This is a genomic window from Streptomyces sp. R44 (genome assembly GCF_041053105.1).
Taxonomy (GTDB): domain Bacteria; phylum Actinomycetota; class Actinomycetes; order Streptomycetales; family Streptomycetaceae; genus Streptomyces.
Genome location: NZ_CP163444.1, coordinates 8,200,866 through 8,221,864 on the forward strand (window position 1 = coordinate 8,200,866; position 20,999 = coordinate 8,221,864).

General features: G+C 70.8%; 17 protein-coding genes. 8 read left to right on the forward strand and 9 right to left on the reverse strand.

Annotated features, from left to right (window positions below; translation table 11 throughout):
* Position 1: 1 nt before the first annotated feature.
* Together AB5J54_RS37915 and AB5J54_RS37920 are read right to left on the reverse strand one after the other, a co-directional pair.
* Positions 2-1,354 carry a rhodanese-like domain-containing protein gene (locus AB5J54_RS37915; RefSeq protein ID WP_369148495.1) on the reverse strand — a complete coding sequence of 451 codons (1,353 nt, stop codon included), beginning with the start codon at positions 1,352-1,354 and terminating at the stop codon, positions 2-4.
* Positions 1,355-1,371: 17 nt separating this feature from the next.
* On the reverse strand, positions 1,372-2,502 hold the full coding sequence (locus AB5J54_RS37920; RefSeq protein WP_369148496.1) for a molybdopterin-dependent oxidoreductase: 1,131 nt from the start codon (positions 2,500-2,502) through the stop codon (positions 1,372-1,374).
* A 201-nt stretch (positions 2,503-2,703) separates the two neighbouring features.
* Between AB5J54_RS37920 and AB5J54_RS37925 the strand changes: the two genes are divergently transcribed.
* Positions 2,704-3,297, forward strand: a complete 594-nt coding sequence (locus AB5J54_RS37925; RefSeq protein WP_369148497.1) for a hypothetical protein — start codon at positions 2,704-2,706, stop codon at positions 3,295-3,297.
* A gap of 150 nt (positions 3,298-3,447) precedes the next feature.
* Positions 3,448-4,116: a class F sortase gene (locus AB5J54_RS37930; RefSeq protein WP_369148498.1), complete on the forward strand. Its 669-nt coding sequence runs from the start codon at positions 3,448-3,450 to the stop codon at positions 4,114-4,116.
* 162 nt (positions 4,117-4,278) lie between these two features.
* On the opposite strand, the gene AB5J54_RS37935 is transcribed toward AB5J54_RS37930, so the two are convergent.
* Together AB5J54_RS37935 and AB5J54_RS37940 are read right to left on the reverse strand one after the other, a co-directional pair.
* A complete protein-coding gene (locus tag AB5J54_RS37935) occupies positions 4,279-4,695 on the reverse strand; it encodes a PPOX class F420-dependent oxidoreductase (protein WP_369148499.1) in 417 nt (138 codons plus the stop codon).
* Positions 4,696-4,828: 133 nt separating this feature from the next.
* The gene (locus tag AB5J54_RS37940) at positions 4,829-5,647 is read right to left on the reverse strand and encodes an SDR family NAD(P)-dependent oxidoreductase (protein ID WP_369148500.1); all 819 of its coding nucleotides are present in this window, start codon (positions 5,645-5,647) and stop codon (positions 4,829-4,831) included.
* Between the two features lie 726 nt (positions 5,648-6,373).
* On the opposite strand from AB5J54_RS37940, the gene AB5J54_RS37945 reads away from it, so the two are divergent.
* Positions 6,374-8,770 (forward strand): SpoIIE family protein phosphatase, encoded by a 2,397-nt coding sequence (locus AB5J54_RS37945; RefSeq protein ID WP_369148501.1) that lies wholly within the window; start codon positions 6,374-6,376, stop codon positions 8,768-8,770.
* A gap of 45 nt (positions 8,771-8,815) precedes the next feature.
* Here the strand turns inward: AB5J54_RS37945 and AB5J54_RS37950 are convergent, their stop codons facing one another.
* The 3 genes from AB5J54_RS37950 to AB5J54_RS37960 form a co-directional block, all read right to left on the reverse strand.
* Positions 8,816-9,907: a PP2C family protein-serine/threonine phosphatase gene (locus AB5J54_RS37950; RefSeq protein WP_369148502.1), complete on the reverse strand. Its 1,092-nt coding sequence runs from the start codon at positions 9,905-9,907 to the stop codon at positions 8,816-8,818.
* Positions 9,908-10,219: 312 nt separating this feature from the next.
* The gene (locus AB5J54_RS37955; protein WP_369148503.1) at positions 10,220-10,978 is read right to left on the reverse strand and encodes a D-Ala-D-Ala carboxypeptidase family metallohydrolase; all 759 of its coding nucleotides are present in this window, start codon (positions 10,976-10,978) and stop codon (positions 10,220-10,222) included.
* Between the two features lie 17 nt (positions 10,979-10,995).
* Positions 10,996-11,757 (reverse strand): peptidoglycan-binding protein, encoded by a 762-nt coding sequence (locus AB5J54_RS37960; RefSeq protein WP_369148504.1) that lies wholly within the window; start codon positions 11,755-11,757, stop codon positions 10,996-10,998.
* A 342-nt stretch (positions 11,758-12,099) separates the two neighbouring features.
* On the opposite strand from AB5J54_RS37960, the gene AB5J54_RS37965 reads away from it, so the two are divergent.
* Both AB5J54_RS37965 and AB5J54_RS37970 read left to right on the forward strand, forming a co-directional pair.
* On the forward strand, positions 12,100-12,708 hold the full coding sequence (locus tag AB5J54_RS37965; protein WP_369148505.1) for a DUF2165 domain-containing protein: 609 nt from the start codon (positions 12,100-12,102) through the stop codon (positions 12,706-12,708).
* A gap of 100 nt (positions 12,709-12,808) precedes the next feature.
* Positions 12,809-13,447 (forward strand): TetR/AcrR family transcriptional regulator, encoded by a 639-nt coding sequence (locus AB5J54_RS37970; RefSeq protein ID WP_369148506.1) that lies wholly within the window; start codon positions 12,809-12,811, stop codon positions 13,445-13,447.
* Here the strand turns inward: AB5J54_RS37970 and AB5J54_RS37975 are convergent.
* Positions 13,432-13,938 carry an ATP-binding protein gene (locus AB5J54_RS37975; protein ID WP_369148507.1) on the reverse strand — a complete coding sequence of 169 codons (507 nt, stop codon included), beginning with the start codon at positions 13,936-13,938 and terminating at the stop codon, positions 13,432-13,434. The genes AB5J54_RS37970 and AB5J54_RS37975 overlap by 16 nt on opposite strands.
* 328 nt (positions 13,939-14,266) lie before the next feature.
* Here AB5J54_RS37975 and AB5J54_RS37980 point away from each other — a divergent pair, with 328 nt between their 5' ends.
* Together AB5J54_RS37980 and AB5J54_RS37985 are read left to right on the forward strand one after the other, a co-directional pair.
* Positions 14,267-16,216, forward strand: a complete 1,950-nt coding sequence (locus AB5J54_RS37980; protein ID WP_369148508.1) for a family 20 glycosylhydrolase — start codon at positions 14,267-14,269, stop codon at positions 16,214-16,216.
* 192 nt (positions 16,217-16,408) lie between these two features.
* Positions 16,409-17,776 carry an aspartate aminotransferase family protein gene (locus tag AB5J54_RS37985; protein ID WP_369148509.1) on the forward strand — a complete coding sequence of 456 codons (1,368 nt, stop codon included), beginning with the start codon at positions 16,409-16,411 and terminating at the stop codon, positions 17,774-17,776.
* Positions 17,777-17,798: 22 nt separating this feature from the next.
* On the opposite strand, the gene AB5J54_RS37990 is transcribed toward AB5J54_RS37985, so the two are convergent.
* Positions 17,799-18,320 carry a hypothetical protein gene (locus tag AB5J54_RS37990; RefSeq protein WP_369148510.1) on the reverse strand — a complete coding sequence of 174 codons (522 nt, stop codon included), beginning with the start codon at positions 18,318-18,320 and terminating at the stop codon, positions 17,799-17,801.
* Between the two features lie 202 nt (positions 18,321-18,522).
* On the opposite strand from AB5J54_RS37990, the gene AB5J54_RS37995 reads away from it, so the two are divergent.
* Positions 18,523-20,913 (forward strand): hypothetical protein, encoded by a 2,391-nt coding sequence (locus AB5J54_RS37995; RefSeq protein WP_369148511.1) that lies wholly within the window; start codon positions 18,523-18,525, stop codon positions 20,911-20,913.
* Positions 20,914-20,999: the final 86 nt, after the last annotated feature.

The window sequence follows — 20,999 nt, forward strand, 5'->3', positions numbered from 1 at the left end:
TTCACGCATGTGCCATCAGGTCCCGCACGCCACCCCTGACCACCGCCGTCACGGAGATGCCCGCCCGATCGAGCAGACTCGCCGCGAGGACGGCCCGGCGGCCGCTCCCGCAGACCGTCCACATCTCGCGGTCCCGGGGCATCTCGCCGAGCCGCCCGGGCAGTTCGGCGAGAGGCAGCGCGAGCGTGCCCGGAATTCCGCCCTCCGGGCGCTCCGGGCGTACGTCGAGCACCCGCCGCCCGGCGATGTGCCCGGCCAGTTCGGACGCCTCCGCGGTACGGAAGGAGCGGAGTGGCCGGCCTGCGGCGGCCCAGGCGTCCGTCCCACCCGCCAGATACCCCTCGATGTTCTCGTATCCGATCCGCAGCAGCTGGAGCACGGCCTCGTCGGCCGCCTCCTCGGCGGGCTCCGGCAGGACGAGCACCAGGCGCGTGCCGAACGGGACGACCTCGCCGACCAGACGCGCGAAGCGGTCGTCCAGCTCGTCGCAGAGCGAGCCGGGCAGATGGGCGGCGGCGAACGTTCCGCGCTCGCGACCGTCGACGATCTGCGCGCCACCCCCGACCAGGCCTTCCAGCCTGGCCGGCGTGAGCGGCCGGAGCACGGGTGGGCCGCCGAGAACGTCCGGCCCGGACCGGTTGATCCCCGCCATGTACCGGTAGTAGGCGGGGTACGGCGGCAGGCCCGCCGTCCGCCCGCTGACGAACTCCTCCTCGTCCCGGGTGGTCAGCGCGGGATTGGTACGCCGCTCGATGCCCATGACGGTCGTCCTCGCCCCCGACACCGGCCCGGCCGCGCAGGAGCTCCCCGCACCGTGTGTCGGCAGGACCCGCGTGGCGTCCGGCAGCAGCGCCAGCCGCCGGAGCGAACGGAACTGCGCCCGGGCGAGTTCCTCCGTGTGGTCGTCGCCGGACAGGTCGGTGCGGCCGGCCTGTCCGACGAGGAGGCTCCCTCCGGTGAAGACGGCGGTCGGGGGCTGCCGCGTGTCGTCGAAGACGAGATACGAGGTGTGCTCGGCGGTGTGTCCGGGCGTCTCCATCGCCCGCACCGTCACGTCGCCGAAGGCGATCTCGTCCTCGTCCGCCAGCCCCAGATGATCGAAGGCGTACGCGGCGCGGGCCGGGCCCGCCACCGTGGCGCCGGTCGCCGCGTGGACCTCCAGAGCGCCGGAGACGTAGTCGTTGTGCACGTGCGTTTCCAGGACGTACCGGATCCGTACGCCCCTGGAGGCACAGGACTCCATCAGGCCCCAGCTGTCCCGCTGCGGGTCGACCAGCGCGGCCTCGTCGCCGCTGACGAGGAGATAGCTTGTGTCACCGAGCGACACGGTCGTCATGATCTCGATCTCGTTCATGCGGTCTCCCGAACCCCTCACACGACGACCACCCCGAGGGACGCCACGGGGTTGCAGCCGTAGCCCCCGGCGTTCCACGGCGCCCGGGGCGGCTGGGTGTCGCCGTGTGCGTCGGTCGCGCGGGCCTGCAGCCGGTACGCACCGGGGCGGCGGGGCGTCCACCGGTACGACCAGCCGGTCCAGGCATACGGCCCGGACGGCCGTTCGAGCACGGCCTCGTGCCACTCGGCGTCGCCGAGCGGGCCCTCGTCCCCGTAGCCGTCCTCACCGGGGCGACCGTCCACGTCCTCGTACGCGGCCCGCACGTCGACCCGCCGCACGGGAACCCCGCCACCCGACCAGGCCCGGCCTCGTACCAGCGTCTCGTGGCCGCGCCGGACCGCCGAGTCCGGTTCGGGGGTGGTGATGAAGGACTTGACCCGTAGGGTCGTCACCGGCCCGTCGGGGGTACCGCGCGACGCCCGGTAGACGTATTCCTCGGCCTGGAAGACCCCGCTGAAGGGCTCCGTCACGGCCCGCGCCTCGACCAGCCACTTCACGTCGGCGACCGCGTACCGCCCCGGGACCACCAGCCGGACCGGTGCCCCGTGCTCGGGCGCGAGCGGCTCGCCGTTCATGTGGGTGGCGAGGAGGGTGTCCGGGTGGAGGGCCACGGCGAGCGGCAGGCTCCGCTCGAAGGCCGTCCGGCGGCCGTGCACCCTGCCGGAGTCGGCTCCGGCGAAAACGATCTCCGCGGCGGCCCGGTCGACCCGGGCCAGGGAGGCGACACGGTGGAAGGGCACTCCTGAGAAGTGCGCGCATCCCACAGCCCCTTGCCCCCAGGGCAGACCGGGAGGCCGGGGCGACATCTGGCTGCGGCCGTTCCCCGCGCACTCCAGGACGACGTCGAATTCCCGGCGGTCCATCGTGAGCAGCTCGTCGTAGCCGATGTCGAACGGCTCGGCCACGGCTCCGCGGACCCGCAGACGCCACCGGCGTGGTGACGTCCCCGGGATGCCGAAGTGGTCGCGCACGAAGAGGGCGCCCACAGGTGTGACGGGCTCGGCGAGCGCAGCCGAGGGCGTCTGGGCGTTGTACGGATCTGCTGTGACCGTCTCGGGCGCCCAGACCGTCGCACCGGGTCCGCGGGGTATGGGCCACGTGGTCACGATCACCCCTTCCGCCGGGCTCCTGCCGGGCACGACGCGGGTTTCCTTCAGCTTACGCCCGATACGAGACATCACTCCAGGTATCGGATGCACTACTCCAAGTCGCGATCGTCGTGGCCGCGGCTGACTGTGGGTCATGTCGCTGCGAACGATCCGGCCGACAGTCCGTCAGCCGGCGCGAGCGACGAAGAGGAGTCATCGATGCGCTCTGCCCGCATTCTTCTGGCCGCGACCGCGGCCGCCGGCACCCTGGCGATCGCTGCACCCGGCGCCTATGCCGGCTCCACCGGGGACTGGGACAAGGACGACTACTCCCACAGCCAGGAGCGTGACCACGACAAGCCGAAGGGCGGCATGCACACCGGAGCGGGTGCGCTGTCGTCGGTGAGTGGTGACGACTGGTCGAAGGGGGACCACGAGAAGTCGCAGGGGGACCACGAGAAGTCGAAGGAAGACCACGAGAAGTCGAAGGAAGACCACGAGAAGTGGCAGGGAGACCACGAGAAGCCGAAGGGCGGCATGCACACCGGCTCCGGCGCCCTCTCCCTCGTCAACGCTGACGACTGGTCCAAGGAGAAGGAGAAGGACAAGGACACGGAGAAGGGCAAGGACTGGGACAAGGACAAGGACAAGGGCAAGGAAGACGGCTACAAGCCGGAGAAGCCGAAGGGCGGCATGCACACGGGTGGTGGCGGCCTCGCGGGCGGTACGAACGTGACCGGCGCGCTGGTGGTCGCCGGCGGAATCGCCGCCTTCGCCCTCCACCGCCGGAGGAAGGCCGCGAACGCCGCATAGCAGCGCACATCCGGAGGCGGGGTGTGCCGCTCAGAGCGGCCACCCCGCGTCCGGCCCGTCATGGCCCTCCGCCGCATCCGAAAGGTGTCTCTGGTGACGACGCGACCAGACCCCGTCGGCCCGGGAACGACCCGGGGTACCGCACGATGGGTGAGCACTGTCGTGTTCTGGGCACTGGTGCTGGCCGTGCTGCTGTTCGTCTTCGGCTCGAAGGTGTTCACGCAGGACGCGACCTCACCGGTCGAGCCCGTGGTTCCCTCCGCGACCGGACGTGCTCCGGCCGCCGCGCCGGAACCGGCGAGGTCAGGCCCTCAGGACTCCGCCGCGCGGGATGCGGCCTCGTCGAGCAGCCCGGCGATGCCGAGATCCGCTCCCGTCCGCCTGCGGATTCCCAAGATCGGCGTGGACGCGCCGTTCACCGGCCTGCGGATCGGCCCTTCCGGAGCTCTGGAACCGCCTCCCGCGGACGATACGAACCTGGTCGGCTGGCAGAGCTCCGGAATCACGCCCGGCCAGCGCGGTACGGCGATCATCGCGGGCCACCTCGATACCGCCACCTCGCCGGCCGTGTTCGCGAGGCTCGACGAACTCCTGCCCGGGGACCGCTTCGAGGTCGACCGTGCTGACGGCACGACAGCTGTCTTCCTCATCGACTCCGTGGAGAACTTCGACAAGGACGACTTCCCCAACCGGCGCGTCTACGAGGACACGCCGTCCGCGCTCGCGCGACTCATCACCTGTGCGGGCGGCTACGACCGCAAGGCGAAGGACTACACGGAGAACCTCGTCGTCTTCGCGCACCTCCACCCAGGTGACTGACACGCTGCCCGGTGCCTGTGGCAGCGTCCGCGGAACCCCGCTCACGACCTGGCGCCGGTCCCGTACGGGGCAGGCCCGTACGGGACCGGCGTCGGCAAGGGAGCGAGGGGTAACGAGCCACCTCCGTGGCGATGACCCCGCCCATGACGCGCCGGGCAGAACCTAGGCGACCTTGGTGGCGTTGCCGAGGATCTTGGTCGGGGTGATGCGGACGACCACGCGGACCTCTTCCGGCGGGGCCTCCAGGTACTCCTTGCCGCCGCCCGGGCCGAGGTACTCCTCGGCAATGCGCGCGGCCACCGCGCGGCCGGCGTCCTCGGTGACGGTGGCCGTGCCGCGGATCTCGACGTACAGATGCGGGTCGGCGAGGTCGAAGACGGTGAGGCCGACGCGCGGGTCGAGGAGTATGTTCCGCTCCTTGCGCCGGCCCTGTTGGGTGGAGATCAGCAACTCGCCGCCGTCACGGCTCACCCACACCACCGAACTCTGCGGGCTTCCGTCGGGGTTGAGGGTGGACAGGACGGCCGGGTGCGGGTCGTCAAGCAGGCTGCGTACGGTGTCGTTCATCTCAAGGGGCATGCCAGGGAGGCTAATCGGGCTCTCGGGGCGGCGCACCGGCATACGATCCGATCGCGCCAGATCGCCCGGGCGGCCCCTCAGGCCACCCTGCCCAGCCCCCACCGGTGACGCGAGCGCGAGGTAGTCACCGCCGTCAGGCCCGCGGGGCGCGTGGCTCCAGCCGGAAGTCGAAGCCGAGGGTGCCCGGGTCGAGTGCGGTCGCGCCGCCGTCGACGGTGAGCACCGCGCCGTTCACGAACGAAGCGGCAGGCGACAGAAGCCAGGCGACGGCCTCCGCGACCTCTTGCGGCTCGCCGGGCCGACCGGCGGGCAGGACCCGGGTCACCTCGTCGTACGCCGCCTCCAGACCGTTCCCGTCCAGGCCCGCCTCGTCGGCGAACCGGTTCATCCGGCGGTCCGCCATGTCGGTGCGCACCCAGCTCGGGCACACGGTGTTGGCGCGCAGTCCCGCACCCCCGTAGTCGACCGCGAGCGAGCGGGTCAGCTGGAGCAGCGCCGCTTTGGAGGTGGCGTAGGCGGCGTTCCCGACGCCGTTGCGCAGGGCGGACACCGAGGCCACCGCGACCACCGCGCCGCGGGCGTCGAGCAGGTGCGGGAGCGCGGCGCGCAGCAGCAGGAACGGACCGGTGAGGTTGGTCCGCATGACCTCGTCCCAGTCCTCCAGGGTCACCTCTCCCACCCCGCCGCCCCGCCCGATGCCGGCGTTGAGCACCAGACCGTCGAGCCGCCCGTACGTGCCGACCACCGTCTCGACGAGCGAGGCCACCGCGGCGGGGTCCCCGATGTCCGACGGTACGGGCAGGGCGCCGGTCTCCTCGGCGACCAGCCGCAGCGGCTCGGGGCGGCGCCCGGACACCGCCACCTTGTGTCCCGCCCGGGCCAGGGAATGCGCGGTCGCCGCCCCGATCCCCGTTCCGCCTCCGGTCACCAGGTACACGCGCTCGTCCGCCATGTCCGCCGCCTCTCCCGTGTCGCGTCCGTCCCGGTGATCTTAGGCGCGCGACGCTGCCGGGCCGGGCCGCATGGGTGCTGCCAGGCCACACCTCGACCCGCACACGTAGCCACACTCGTGGTTCGTGGTTTGCCCAGCGAGGCGGCGTGGGCATGGGAAGCGCTACTACTCTGCGGGTGAAGCCGACTCAGGGGGGGAGCACGGATCCCAGGGCTGAACGGACCGGCCGCCCTCGGGCCGCCCCTCGACGCAGCGCAAGGGTCCGTGAGCGATCCCGCCGACGTCGCGGCGCTCGCGAGCCAGGGCAGCTTCTCCGTCGGTGTGGTGGCTCCCGGAGCCCACGTCACCTCTTACGGCACTTCACCGGGCTGGGCCGCCGGTCCCGGCCACGTCGACGCGGTGTCCGACAGGGACCGAGTGGGCGCGCTGCTGTCCCTGGCCTGGCGGAGCTCCGGCGGGCCGGCGCTGACCGAGGCCCGCCGGCGCCCTGCGGACGGCGAGTGCGCTGACCTTGTGTCCCGAGGTCGTCGGAGCGGTCTACGTCGGTGTCGCCGAAGCGACAGGCACGATGCCGGACCCCACCGCCCTGGCCGACTGGCTGGCTCCCGGACCGCACCCACGGTATCCCCGACCTGCCGCCGATGTACCCGTGGTGAACCGGCGGAGCGCCGCGCCGGACCGGGCCGGTGCACTGCGGTCGCGACCGCTCGGAAGGATGATGGGACCATGGAAGGGCTACCTTTCACTCCTCCCGCCGGGGCGGACGAAGGCGGGCACGTCGGCCCGCCCCCGGCCGCTTTCGCCCTGCTGGCCGCAGACGGAGTGCTCGTCGGGTGGAGTCGTGAGGCCGAGGCCCTCCTGGGCTATCCCGCCGCTCAGGTACTGGGACGCCAGGCGGCGGACCTGCTCGTCACCTCGCCCGCCGATCGCGACGGACCGGAAGAGCGGCCGCCCGATCAGCAGCCGCGGTTCGGTGGGACACGCAGTGCCGTCGTGGACGCGCGCCACCGCAGCGGACACACCGTCCGTCTCTCGGTGACTCTGAGTCCCCTGATCCCCGCCTCCGACGGGGACCCCACCGGCCTGGCCCCCTCCGCCGTCCTCATGGCAACCGAGCTGGAGGGGCTGCGCTGGTGGGAGACCCGACAGGCGATGCTGCAGGGGCTCGTGACCCAGTCGCCGGTGACCCTGGCCATCTACGGCCCCGGCGCGCGCCTCTTGTGGGCCAACGCCTCAAGTGTCCGGGAGCTCGGCGGCGACCTCACGGCATCGCTGGGCCGCTCCATGACCGAACTCTTTCCCGGCGACGTCCTCACCACCCAGCATCAGGAGTCGCCCGAGGAGTTCGTCCAGCAGATCCTCGAGACCGGTGAGCCGGTCATCGACGTGCACTTCCGAGGGCGCGCCCCGGCCGACCCGCGGCGCGAGCGCGTCTGGTCCTCGTCCTATTTCCGCCTCCTCGACGGCCGGGGCGAGCCGGTGGGCGTGTGCGAACAGTCCATCGACGTCACCGACCACTACCGTGCGCAGCAGCGCCTCGCGCTCCTCGCGGAGGCCGGTGCACGGATCGGGGAGACGCTCGACCCGTCCAGAACGGCAGCCGAGCTCGCCAAGGTCGCCGTGCCGCAGTACGCCGACGCCGTACTGGTCGACGTGGCGGCCGAGGTGCTCGAGGGGGAGGAGCCGAAGCCTGCCACGGAATGGGGCCTGGTCCGCATGGCCGATTCCGACGGAGAACCCTCCCGGGTGGGCGAGCGGGTCGCGTACGCCGTCGGATCGGCGCAGGCCGAGGGCCTGACCGGGGGGCGTACGACCGCGGACGCCGTGGTCGCGCCGACACGACTGTACGTTCCGCTGATCGTGCGGGGGACGCCCTTGGGCCTTGTCACCTTCGTGCGGGGCGACGACTCGGAACCCTTCGACGACGGCGATCGGGCGGTGGCGGAGGAGCTGGCGTCGCGGACCGCCGTGTGCATCGACAACGCCCGGCGGTACCGCCGGGAGCGCACCGCCGCGTTCATGCTCCAGCGCAGTCTGCTGCCACGGTCGCTGCCCGAGCTGAGCGCGGTCGAGGCGGCCAGTCGCTACCTGCCGGCCGACAGCCACCTCGGCGCCGGCGGGGACTGGTTCGACGTCATCCCGCTGTCCGGCGCACGTGTCGGACTCGTCGTGGGGGACGTCGTCGGCCACGGGCTGGGAGCCGCTGCCACCATGGGGCGCTTGCGCGCCATGGTGCGCACCCTCGCCGAGCTGGACCTCGCGCCCGACGAACTCCTGGCCCGGCTGAACGACCAGGTCGGCAAGGACGCGTCGGACCAGAACGTGAAGGGCTCGGAGGACAGTGGCGCCGTCGGAGCGACGTGCGTCTACGGGATCTACGATCCGGCTTCCCGTACGAGTACCTGGGCGGCCGCGGGACACCTTCCGCCGGCTGTGGTGCAGCCGCACGGTCCTGTCAGCTTCCTTCGTCTGCCACCGGGTCCTCCGCTGGGCGTGGGACGGCTTCCGTACGAGGGCGCGGAAGTGGCGCTCGCCCCGGGAAGCATGGTCGTCCTGTTCACCGACGGCCTCGTGGAGGCCCGGGGGCAGGGCGTCGACGTGGGGTTGGCCCGCTTGGCGGCTGTACTCGGGGAGCAGCGGGGATCGTCGTCCGACCTGTTGTGCGCCCAGATCGTCGCGGAGCTGGCGTCGGACCATGTGCGGGACGACGCGACGCTCCTTGTCGTGCGTACCCGTGCGCTGGACACTCGCCAGGTGGCGGCCTGGGAGCTGCCCTCGGACCCCGCGCTCGTCGCACGCGCACGGTCGATGGCCGCCGAACAGCTCGGGCGGTGGGGACTGGACGATCTGGTCTTCACCACGGAGCTGGTGGTCAGCGAACTGGTCACCAACGCGATCCGTCACGCCTCCGGCCCGATCGGTCTGCGCCTGATCCGGGACCGTTCTCTCATCTGCGAGGTCTCCGACTCGCAGCACACCTCACCGCACGCCCGCTACGCCGGCAACGACGAGGAGGGCGGACGTGGACTGTTCATGGTCGCCCAGCTCACCGAGCACTGGGGTACGCGTTACATGCCGACAGGCAAGACGATCTGGGCGGAACAGGCCTTGCCCGTGCCGTGACGGCCCCGCGCCGCCATGGGGCGACACCTCGCCCGCGGGCACGGCTCATGGCGTGTCCAGGCGCACGGCCAAGGCGGCGATGTCGTCGTCGAGGCTTCCTCTGCTGTGACGGAGCAGGTCGTGGTGCAGCGCCGTGAGCAGATCACGGGGAGGTGTGGGGGGCTGTCGGCGCATCCACGCTGTCAACGGGAAGAACTCGCCGTCCCGGGCGCGGGTTTCGGCGATCCCGTCCGTATAGAGGAGGAGAAGTTCGCCGGGCGCGAAGCCGAAGGCGTCCGCACGGTACTCGTCGCCGATCAGTTCCGCGAGGCTGAGCAGAGGCGAGGGGACGGACGGTTCGAGGATGCGCACGTCCTTGAAGCCGTGGATCAAGGGCGGGGGATGTCCGCAGTTCACGATGGTGATGTGGCTGCCCTGATGCGGGATCTCGACGAGCAGCGCGGTGGCGAAGCGTTCCATCGGTGCCTCGGGAGGATGGGCGGCGTTGTGCCGGGCACAGCTGGCGTCGAGCCTGCGGGCGACGTCGGCCATGGAGGCCTCGCCGTGCGCGGCCTCCCGGAAGGCGTTGACGATCGCCGCGGCGGCCCCCACCGCCGGCAGGCCTTTGCCCCGTACGTCGCCGATGAGCAGCCGTACCCCGTACGGCGTGTCCATCACCTCGTAGAAGTCCCCGCCGATGCGGGCCTCCGCGGCGGCCGCGAGGTACAGCGATTCGATCTCGACGTTCCGGAAACGGTGCGGCAGGGGCCGCAGCACCACCTGCTGGGCCGCGTCGGCGACGAGCCGTACCTGAAACAGCGTGCGCTCCCGTTGGAGCCGGACATGGCTTCCGTACGCGGCGGCCACGGTGACCGCGATGATCCCCCCGCACGTCCACCACGTACCGAGATCGGGGAAGACCAGGCTGAGGCCGATCATCAGCAGCAGGCAGACGGTCCCGAGGAGGACGGTCGGGAGGACCGGCCACATGGAGGCGGCCAGGGCCGGCGCCGCGGGCAGGAGGCGGCTGAAGGCCAGCTCCGGCGGAGTGGCGTAGGCCAGGCTGGCGATCACGACGGTCAGAATCACCGGCGACAGCCGCACGAGCCTGCCGTAGCCGTGGCTCCGACGGAGCCACGGCCGTCCGGACTCGATCATGAATCCCAGAGTATCCGCGCGGGGCGCGCTCAGCGACGTGACGGCCGGGCCCCGGGTGCGACGGAGCACGCCTGGCGGCGCGCGAGGGCGCGACCGCGTGAGGCGTCACTGACTCACAGGAACCGTGAGGTCACGGACGGTCCCATCCGGATCGCCCCTGCCGCCCGAAGCCGCTCTTCGGCCCGTGCCGAGCTCTCGGCGAGAGCGCGCGCGACCGAAGGCGGCGGGACGACCCGGTCGGCCCCGCGTAGGCCCTTACCGAGTTCCGCGATGCTGTGATGCTGTGCGGAGGACAGGTACGGAGCGGGAGGATCAGGCCACGCCGTCCTGCCACCACCAGGACTGCGACCCGTAGGGGTACTCGACCCGGGAGTCGACGTGCTGCCACGAGACCGTGTAGGTCTCCAGGCCCGAGTACCCGCAGGTCTCGGCCTTCTGGTAGATGGTCTTCGTGGACAGGCCGGAGACGGCGACATCCGCGGCGATTCCGTACAGGTGCATGGAGTTGGCGGCACCACCCACCGATGCGTTGTGGGAGATGCTGCGGAATCCGGAGTTGACCGTGACGGCCAGGTCGCCGCACTTCTTGCGCAGCGCCTCCAGCTTGTACATGTTGCGGCGCACGTTCTCCTTGACGGTCGTGGCGCTCACCTTGCCACCCGAGAAGCCGGAGCCGTCCTTGCTCTCGAACTCGGAGAAGTCGAAGTGCGCGGTCGATCCGTCGGAGCTCTCCAGGGCGTTGAGCCGGCTGAACGTCTGCGCCCCCGCCACACCGTCCACGGTGAGCCCGTACGCGGCCTGGAACCGGCGCAGCGCGGCCTCGGTGCCGGGACCGAAGGCGCCGTCCACGGAGACGTAGGTCTGCTGGGCCGAGCCGGCGGCCCAGCCGGCGATCCGTATCTGGAGCTCCTTGACGGCGTCACCGCTGGAGCCCTGGGAGAGCTGTGAGGGCCAGCTGTAGGCGGCGGCCGGACCGGCGAGGGCCAGGCCGGTGCCGACGGCCAGACCGGTGGCGGCCACCGCGCCGGCACCGTAGCGTAGCAGCGAGCGTCGGGAGAGGTCGGATGTCATGATCAAGTCCTCTTCTTCTAGTACCAGTTGTGGGACTGCCAGAAGGACCACGCCACGCACGGGGTGCCGTACCGCGACTTGATGTAGTCGAGGCCCCACTCGATCTGGGTGGCCGGGTTGGTCTGCCAGTCCGCTCCCGCTACGGCCATCTTGTCGCCGGGCAGGGCCTGCGGGATGCCGTAGGCGCCGGACGAGGGATTCGTGGCGTACACCTTCCAGGTGCTCTCGCGGATCCAGAGGTTGTCCAGGCAGTCGAACTGGCCGCTCACGGACCAGCCGTGCTCGGTGATCTTCCACTGGGCGGTGATCTTCACGGTGCGGGCGACGTGCATCGCGTTCATGGTCGCGGGGCCGGTGATGCCGTCGGCGGACAGGCCGTTCGCCTGCTGCCAGGCCGTCACCTTGGACTTGGTGCCGTCGCCGTAGGCGCCGTCGGCGGTCGTGCCGACCTTGCGCTGTACCTCCATCACCTTGTTGTGCAGGGCGAGTTCGGTGCGACTGCCGTAGTCGCCGTCCTCGGCCAGTCCGTTGTCGTGCTGGAAGGAACGGACCGCGGTGCTGGTCTGGGAGCCGTAGACGCCGTCGATGCCGCTGTACGGCAGGTAGCCGATCCCCGCGAGATTGCGCTGGAGCCAGGTGGTGGAGTCCAGGGCGTGTGCGGGGGCCGAGGGCGCCAGCAGGGCGACCAGGGCGGCGAACAGCACGAGTGCCGCGCGGGCGACGGGCAGCCGGGGGGCCGACACCCGGGAGGCCGGAAGGGTCGTACCGATGGGTATCACTCCGAGTCCTTGTCTTCGCGGGTCGATGCCGATGTCTCGACGCAAGCACGTCGAGACGGCCAAGTCGCATGTATACAAGCGACTTGGGGGCTGAAGCCATGGTGCGTCCGGGGTCCGTGGTGCGGAGCCCGTTGGGAGCGATACGGGACGGGCCGGGACGCGCGGGACGCGCGGGACGCGCGGGGCGGAGGGGACGGGAAGGTGCGGGACGGATTGCCCTAACAGGCGCGAGGCCCCTCGTCCACAGAGCGAACGGTGCCGTACTGAAGGCCGCGCAAGCGGGGAAGGGACGGTTCGACCCGCGGTCCAAGCGCCTGCGGGACGACGAGGGAGGACACGTCCATGGCACAGGCCCATCGGCCGACCGGCACCAACTCCGACGACCGTGCCCCAGGGACGGGAACGGGAACGGGAACGGCCACCCGGCGGAACTGGCTTCTCCGGCTGGGCGCGCCGCCCGTCGCGGCGGCCGCGCTGACGGCGACCGTCGCGCTCTCCATGACCTCGGTCGCCTTCGGGAACATCACGGACTTCGGGACGAACCAGCAGTTCGTCCAGCACGTCCTGAGCATGGACACCACGTTCAAGGACCCCGACCTGATGTGGCGTGCGATCGAATCCCCCGCCCTGCAGAACGCCGCCTACGTGGCCGTCATCGTCTGGGAGACACTGGCCGCGCTGGTCCTCCTCGCCGCTACCTGGTTCTGGGTCACGGGACTGCGTCATGACGTGTACGAGCGCGCCCGGGCGGCAAGCACCGTGGGCCTGGCGATGGTGCTGCTCCTCTTCGGAGCGGGCTTCCTGGCGATCGGCGGCGAGTGGTTCGCCATGTGGCAGTCGTCCGACTGGAACGGTCTGGACGCCGCGGCCCGCAACGTCGCCCTGGCCGCCTTCACGCTCCTCGTGGTGCACCTGCCCGGTGTTCGCCGGGCGGATGCCGAACGGACCTGACGCGCCCCGCACCGTACGGCGTCAGGGGAGGAGATCGCGGACTACTGAGGCGCGCGAGCCGACTCGGTCTGCGCGGGGCTTCCGTGGCTAGAGTGCCCGCGTGAGTACACGCGGGTCCCGGGGGCCTTACACCAAGACCGCCGCCAGGCGACAGGAGATCCTCGACGCCGCCCTCGCGGCCTACGCCGAAGCCGGCAGTCGAGGGGTGTCGGTGCGGGACATCGCCCAACGGGTGGGGATGACCGACGCGGGCGTGCTGCACCACTTCGGCAGCCGTGAGGCGCTGCTCACCGCCGTCGTCGAAGCGCGCGACACCGCCGCCTTGGCGGCGTACACCCCGGAGACCGTGCTGTGGCGGACCGAGCTGCTCGCCGAGAACGCCGCCACGCCCGGCCTGGTCAAACTGTTCCTGGACATCGCGGCCGCGGCCGCGGACCCGGACCATCCGGGACACGCCTTCTTCACCGAGCGCTACCGGGGGCTGCGGCAGCAGATCGCGGCCCTGTTGCTCGCCGGTCCGCCCGCGGGGACGGAGGACGCCGGCCCCGAGTCCGCGCGCGACGCCGACTGGGCCGCCCGGATCCTGCTCGCCGCGACGGACGGCCTCCAGCTCCAGTGGCTGCTCGAGCCCTCCATCGACATGGCCGGCGACATCGGGCGGCTGCGCGACGTGCTGCTGGAGGCCCTGCGCGAGGACGGTGGCGCGGGGCCGGGCCCCGCACCTCAGCCGAAGGAGTAGTCGGCGCCGGAGCGGTCGGCGCCCGAGGCGAGCGTCGCGGCCACGCGTGTGCCGCCTGCCGTGCGGACGACCGCGCAGTCCGTGGTGTAGGCCCCGACCAGGTCCATGCCGCGGCCGCAGCACGCCTCGACGCCGTCGCCGGGGAGGCGGGTGCGCCACCGGCCGCGGTCGTGGACCTGGACCGTGACCGTCCGGTCGCCGGCCGTGAGGAGCACGGCGACGTCGGGGCTGCCGCTGTGGCGGACCACGTTGGCGACGAGTTCGGTGACGACGACGGCCAGGGCCTCGTCGGCCCGGCCGTCCAGGTTCCATCGGCGGGCCGTGTCCCTGGCGAAGTGCCGGAGCGCAGGGACCGCCTCCGCCGTCGCGGCCATGACGGACACGGCCCGCCGTGTGCCGTGGAGGCCTGGGCCGGGCTGGTGGGGGATGGCGTTCGGCGAGAGGCCGGGTGTGTTGGTCCGCACGGCTGCGGGGGAGGCGGGGGTGGGCATGTGGGGGGCTCCTTGCGCCTGTGGGGGAGGGGCGCGGCCGACGGCTGGAAACCGTCCGTAAAGCGACAGTAAGTCCCAAAACTTTGGATGTCTAGGTTTTCGTGTCATCGACCCTCCAGCTGTGGAGCTCCGCGGCCGGAGGTCCAGGTGAGGGTGGGGGCGGGAGCAGGGTGCGGGTGTCCGGCGCCGCGGCGGGGCGGCGCGGGCGGCGAGGGTCCCCTTGACGTGAGCCCGACAAGTCGCTGAACTGGTCAAGTGGTGTAGACCATTGGTCTAGGCCAGCCCTCTGTTTGTGGTGGGTCCCCTCCCTGCTCCGATCGAGGTTCCCGTGAGACTCCTGCGATTGTTCTCCTGCGGCGTGCTGACCGCGCTCGTCGCCCTGGTGCTCACCGTTTCGGTTTCGGCCGGCCCGGTTGCGGCGAAGCCGGCGGCGAATCCGAAGCCCCTGACCATCCCCGCACTGCAGCAATGGACCGGCGGTACAGGCTCGTTCGTGTTCGCCGACACCACGCGGATCGTGTCGTCGACCGCACACGCTTCGGCCCTGGCGTCGACCAGTGAGGTGTTCGCCGATGACCTGCGGGCCTTGTCGGGCCTTACGGTCGCCCGATCGACCGGCACCACCGCCGACCTGCGGGCCGGTGACATCTTCCTGTCGCTCGGCTCGACCGACAGCCAGCTCGGCGCCGAGGGTTACGCGCTCACCGTCACCGACAGGATCACCATCAGCGCTCGCGACGACCGGGGTGCGTTCTACGGCACCCGGACCGTGCTTCAACTGCTCAAGCAGGCGTCGTCGATCCCGCGGGGTACGGCGCGGGACTGGCCGCTCAAGCCGGAGCGCGGTCTCATGGTGGACAACGGGCGCAAGTACTTCACGCCGCAGTGGCTGCGGGATCACGTGAAGGAACTGGCCTATCTGAAGATGAATTACTTCCACCTGCACCTGTCGGACGACAAGGGCTTCCGGATCGAGAGCAGTTCGCACCCGGAGATCGTGTCGACGCAGCATCTGACGAAGCAGGAGGTGCGGGACCTCATCGCGCTCGCGGCGCGGTACAAGATCACGATCGTGCCCGAGATCGACGCGCCGGGCCACATGACCCCGATCCTGGCCGCCCACCCCGAGCTGAAGCTGGTCAGCCGTACCGGCGTGGTGCAGGACTCGTATATCGACCTCTCCCTACCCGCGGCATACGCGCTGATCAAGGACCTGTACGACGAGTACCTGGCGCTGTTCCCCGGCCCGTACTTCCACATCGGCGCCGACGAGTACCACGTCGACTACAGTGCTCACCCGCAGCTGGAGCAGTACGCCAAGGCCGCCTACGGCGCCGACGCCATCGGCAAGGACGCCTACCTCGGCTTCATCAACTGGGCCGATGGGATCGTCCGCGCTGCCGGCAAGACCACCCGCGCCTGGAACGACGGCATCGGCGGCGGCGTCGCGGTCGCCGTCAACACCGACGTCATCATCGAGTTCTGGTACAACTACGGCAAGTCGCCGCAGGCGCACATCGACGCCGGGCACCTGATCTCCAACGAGAGCTGGAGTCCCACGTACTACGTGCTCTCTGCCGGCGGCCCGGGCGGCCCGTCCAGCCAGTGGGGCTACGACACGTGGAACCCCGACCTGTTCCAGGGCGATCAGACCATCACCACCGCGTCGAAGTCCAAGAACCTCGGCTCGAAGATCCACGTCTGGTGCGACTACCCCGAGGTGGCCACCGAGGAGCGCGTCGCCTCCGACATCAAGCAGGGGCTGCGGATGCTGGCCCAACAGACCTGGGGCTCGCCGAAGCTGGTGACTCCCTGGTCGAACTTCGTCCCGGTGATCAACACGATCGGCCGCAACCCCGCCTGGACGACGTCCGTCCAGGTCGGCAACCTCGCCGCGAACAAGCCGGTCACCGTCTCCAGCGCCGAGACGGCGAACCTGCTCGGCGCGAACGCGGTGGACGGTGACTACTTCTCACGCTGGTCCAGCAACTACACCGACAACGAGTGGATCACCGTGGACCTCGGAACGGCCCGGCAGATCGGCCGCGTCACGTTGTCCTGGGAGACGGCGTACGGCTCGGGCTACAAGATCCAGACGTCGAACGACGCCGCCACATGGACGACCATCTACACCACCACTTCGGCGGACGGCGGCACCGACGACCTGACCGGCCTCTCCGGCTCCGGCCGCTACGTCCGCATGCAGGGAACGGCGCGGGCGACGCAGTACGGCTTCTCGCTGTACGAGTTCGAGGTCTACGCGCCCACCGGGGTCTAGCACCGGACGCGTGACGACCCCTCGGCGGCGGCGGTGCCTCCCTCCGCCGCCGAGGACCCACAGGGCACCAGGAGAGCTGCGGTAAGCCTGCGAAGTTCACCACCCGCACGCAGGCGCGGCGGGTCGTCGCCCCATTGCGGCCCGTCCGCGGTCGGCTTGCGGGGCGGCGGTGACGGTCGCATAGTCCGAAGTATGGACGCGCGTGAGGCGGCGCTCCGACAGGCGTACGAGCATGCTGTCCGGTGGCTGGCGAGTCTGTCCGACCGCCGGATTCCCGCCCGTGCCTCGGTCGACGAGGTCGTGCGTGCGCTCGGTACCGAACTGCCTGCCGGTCCCGGTACTCCCGCCGACGTCGTCGACCTGCTGGCCACGGCCTGTGAGCCGGGGCTCACCGCCTTCCCCAGCGGCCGCTTCTACGGGTTCGTGGTGGGCGGCACCGAGCCGGCCGCGCTGGCTGCCGACTGGCTGGTCAGCGCATGGGACCAGAATTGTGTGATGCGCAGCGTCTCGCCCGCGTACGCGGCTGCGGAGGAGATCGCCGGCGCCTGGTTGCTCGATCTGCTCGGCCTGCCGAGTGACAGCTCCGTAGGCTTCACCACGGGTGCGACCATGGCGAACTTCACGTGCCTCGCCGCCGGGCGGGACACGGTGCTGCGGCGCACCGGCTGGAACGTCGCCCGCGACGGCCTCACGGGTGGCCCGCCCGTGCGGGTCGTGGCCGGCGAGTCCCGTCACATGGCCATCGACCTGGCCTTGCGCTACCTCGGGCTCGGTCGGCCCGAGCTGGTGGCGGCGGACGATCAGGGACGCATCGAGCCCGAGGCCCTGCGGAAGGCGCTGACGGCCGGCGGACAGGACCCCACGATCGTGATCCTCCAGGCCGGCGACATCCATTCCGGCGCCTTCGATCCCTTCGCAGCGAGCATCCGCGCGGCGCGCGAGGCAGGCGCCTGGGTCCATGTCGACGGCGCGTTCGGACTGTGGGCGGCCGCCTCGCCGGGCTACGCCCACCTGACGGCGGGCTGCGCGGACGCGGACTCCTGGGCGACGGACGCGCACAAGACGTTAAACGTCCCCTACGACTGCGGACTCGCGATCGTGCGCGACGCGTCCGCGGTCCGGGCGGCGATGGGCCAGCGTGGCGACTACCTCATCCAGCACGAGCACGGCGACCCCATCGACAAGGTGCCCGAACTCTCCCGGCGCGGCAGAGCGTTCACCGTGTGGGCCGCCCTCAGGTCCCTCGGCCGATCAGGAGTCTCCGACCTCGTCGAGCGGCTGTGTCGTCATGCCTCCGCGTTCGCCGCGGGCATCGCCGCGATCGAGGGCGCGACCGTCCTCAACGAGGTCGTGTTCACGCAGGTCTGCGCCGAGTTCGGCAGCGACGCACGCACCGACCGGGTACTAGCCCGGCTGCTCGACGACGGCACTGCGTGGATCAGCGGCTCCGCCTGGCACGGCAGACGCGTCATGCGGATCTCGGTGAGCAACTGGTCGACCACCGACGACGACGTGGCGCGCACGCTCGACTCGATCCGGCGCGCGACCGCCGCGGCCTGACGACCGCACCGAGGGAGCCGGGTTACTCGTCGTCCTCCTCGTCCTCGTCGTACCAGCCTTCGATCATGCCGACGAGCCGTTCGTCGATCGGGTTGTCGAACTCGTCCTCGGTGGCGAGGAGTCGACGCAGCGTGTTCAGCGGGTACCAGTTCTCGCCGGGCTCGGCGCCGGGTGCGCCGACGCAGGGGGTGTCCAGGTACGCGGGGTCCGGGACCGTCGGGTAGAACGCCGGGAGCACGCCGAAGGTGACGTCCGGTTCGAACTTCCACACCCAGCCCCCGCGCCGTCGGCGCAGGGTCTCGCCGACGTACCACACGGCACCCTGGACGAAGGGGGAGCGGCGCTGTGCGGTGATCTCCTCCGACTCGGCGAACCTCTCCTCGACCAGGCCTTCCAGGGCATCGAGGGAGGCGTCGGAGAAGTCGAACCTGTCGACGCCGCCGGCTTCCCGAGCCCAGGCTTCGAAGGCTGCCTGGCGATCGGTGAGCCAGACGAGGAGGTCGGGGTGGCGGGTGGAGTCGTAGTCGGCGTGGGGTGTGGTCATGGCCAGAACCTACCGAACCGCGCCGTCACCCACGCAGGATCTTCGCGGAGTCATCACACGGATCGTCAACAACCTGTGGTGTCTGAGGAGTTGAAGGCCCCTAGTGTGGTGGGTCGGCAGGAGCGGGCACGATACGGGGGCCCCTTGTCCGGCCTGCCCTCGCAGTCTTGAGTCCCGTGGCCCCCACGACCAGGGACACTAAGTGAGCACATCCATACGACAGCGTCTGAAAAGGCGCCTCTCTGCCGCGCTGGCGGTCGTCTCCTCGGCGGCGGTGCTGCTGGTCGGCCTGCCGTCCGTGGCGTCGGCCGCGCCCGGGGACTACGCGAAGATCAGCGGCGGCAAGCGGTGCGATCAGATGCACCTGAAGAGGACCGTCCCGCGTACGCCGAACAACTCGGGTGCGCCCACGGGGGAGCACCACTGGACGAAGTCCGGGCCGGACGAGGAGTACTACTACAACAACGCGTTCAAGGGCTTCGAGAACGTTCCCGCGCCCACCGCGGCCGAGCTGGGGCAGGTCACGGGAAGCCGCGCGGACATCGACAAGTGGGACAAGGCGTACGCGGCCTCCAAGGACCCGGAGGACATGCGCAAAGCGATCTACTCCCGCTATCAGCGGCATCGGAACGAGTCGAACAACCCCAAGCCGTTCGCCGGCTGGAAGGTCAACCTGATCAGCGCGCAGGTCAGCAAGCAGAAGGGGGGCGTGTTCGAGGTCAAGGCGGTTCAGGACTTCAACATGGTCGGCCCCGACTGGCTGTGCGAGGTCACGATCGAGATCTTCGACAAGGACGGCAAGAAGATCGCCTCCCGGCGGTACGACTCCTACAACCAGCGCACCGGTGAGCTGGGGGAGTTCAAGTCCGACGGGAAGCGCAAGCCGGCCCAGCTCCGGGCCGACAGGATCATCCTGCGGCACAAGGACGCGAAGTACGACTTCACCCGGCACCGCCTGACGATGTTCACGTCGGAGAAGCCCAACGGGGCCACCCTCCGCGACTACAAGGCCGAGAACGACAAGCTGCGGACGGAGCGGGGGACCGGGAACAACCCGATCCGGATCGCGGAGCGCCGGGCGACCGCGAAGGGCCAGTGGCCGCAGACGAAGTACACGAAGACGTACAACGTGTTCAACCCGCTGCCGAACCGCGGCACCCAGGGCCCGGGCGCCTCGATCGCCTACGGGTCGGGACAGAACCCGGCCCAGGCACGGCAGTTGCAGAACCAGTACCTGGCGAACAACGCCCGGTCCGCGCTCGGCCGGGGCCCGGGCGGGGTGGACTTCTCCACCCTGGAGCTCCAGTACGTCGGCAACCCCGTCAAGGGCAAGGCCCTGGACTACTCCATGAAGGCCGACCTCATGCCCGATGAGGACGACAACCCGGGCTGGGGCGGACAGGCGAAGCTCGAACTGGCCTCCGATGCCCTGTTCACGTGGCTGGCGCTCACCCCGGACCGGCAGTGGGTGAACCTCAACCCCGACCAGCCCGACACCATCATGGACAAGGCGTTCGGTGAGACCGACGCCGGCCGTGTCCTCCTCGTGGCCGACATGGAGATGAAGCGGGACTTCTCCCGCGCCATGGACCCCAAGAAGTCCCCGGGCAAGGAGTTCATGGACGCCGCCCCCAAGGTCGACGGGGTGCCGTGCTGGGGATCGGGACGCAACTGGATCGTTCCCGGCCGGGCGAAGGTCCGCGAGCAGGACGGCGGGATCTACATCCTCGACGCCCCGCTGGAGGTCAACCACGCGGCGATGGACTTCTCCACCCCCGTACAGGGAGAGGACTGCTCGAAGAAGCTCAGCAAGGCGGAGAAGGAGCGCAGCCACCGGCTGATCACCCAGTACCTCGTCCCGCACGTCGAGAAGCAGATCAACACCGACCCCAAGTACGCCGACCTGCGCCGCGTCTACAAGTCCCGCGTCGCGGCCGAGTGGATCCGCCAGCAGGACGCGAAGAAGGCCACCGACTTCCGTCCCCTCATCAACAGCAACAACCTGAAGCGGTGGCCGCTGCGCGGTGAGAACGCCCACTGGGACAAGCGGACCGTGTGGCAGGAGATGGTGAAGTCCTTCACCAAGGGCGAATTCACCTACGAATGGCCCCTCGGCGACGGCCGGATCTACACGTTCTTCGTCGGTGGCGTCGACTTCGCGAAGGTCCCCAAGCGGAACATCACCAGTGTCGAGTTCACCGCCCAGCACCGTGAACTGCCCCGCGCGACGAAGGATTCCGTGCGCACGGAGACCTCCGCCCGCGACAGCGACACCGCGCTCCTGGGCGGCAACGGCGCCGCCGTGACGGATGACGGGAAGCCCGACCCGACGCCGACTCCGACGCCCCATCCGACCGACCCGACCGATCCGCCCACGTCGCCGGGCCCGCACCCGAGCAAGCCCGGCAGCGGTGACACCGGCGGCACTGGGGGCGCGACGCCCCCGGCGAACCGGCCGGACCCGGACGGCGGCCTCGCCGACACCGGATCGGACACCCCGATCGGCCTGATCTCCGGCATCGCCGCGGCGATCGCCGCCACCGGCGCGGCCCTGGTGTGGTGGATGCGGCGTCGCCGCACCGTCCAGGAGTAGCCCGAACGAGCAGCACGAACAGGAAGGGCCCCACCCCGGTTCGCCCCGGGGTGGGGCCCTGCGCTGGGAGCTGGGTGGCGGCTGGC

Coding starts and splice junctions, on each gene's coding strand:
- AB5J54_RS37975 (WP_369148507.1), bottom strand. CDS start 13,938: ATGCCCACCCCCGCCTCCCCCGCAGCCGTGCGGACCAACACACCCGGC.
- AB5J54_RS37925 (WP_369148497.1), top strand. CDS start 2,704: ATGCGCTCTGCCCGCATTCTTCTGGCCGCGACCGCGGCCGCCGGCACC.
- AB5J54_RS37945 (WP_369148501.1), top strand. CDS start 6,374: ATGGAAGGGCTACCTTTCACTCCTCCCGCCGGGGCGGACGAAGGCGGG.
- AB5J54_RS37915 (WP_369148495.1), bottom strand. CDS start 1,354: ATGAACGAGATCGAGATCATGACGACCGTGTCGCTCGGTGACACAAGC.
- AB5J54_RS37965 (WP_369148505.1), top strand. CDS start 12,100: ATGGCACAGGCCCATCGGCCGACCGGCACCAACTCCGACGACCGTGCC.
- AB5J54_RS37940 (WP_369148500.1), bottom strand. CDS start 5,647: ATGGCGGACGAGCGCGTGTACCTGGTGACCGGAGGCGGAACGGGGATC.
- AB5J54_RS37955 (WP_369148503.1), bottom strand. CDS start 10,978: ATGACATCCGACCTCTCCCGACGCTCGCTGCTACGCTACGGTGCCGGC.
- AB5J54_RS37985 (WP_369148509.1), top strand. CDS start 16,409: ATGGACGCGCGTGAGGCGGCGCTCCGACAGGCGTACGAGCATGCTGTC.
- AB5J54_RS37950 (WP_369148502.1), bottom strand. CDS start 9,907: ATGATCGAGTCCGGACGGCCGTGGCTCCGTCGGAGCCACGGCTACGGC.
- AB5J54_RS37935 (WP_369148499.1), bottom strand. CDS start 4,695: ATGCCCCTTGAGATGAACGACACCGTACGCAGCCTGCTTGACGACCCG.
- AB5J54_RS37990 (WP_369148510.1), bottom strand. CDS start 18,320: ATGACCACACCCCACGCCGACTACGACTCCACCCGCCACCCCGACCTC.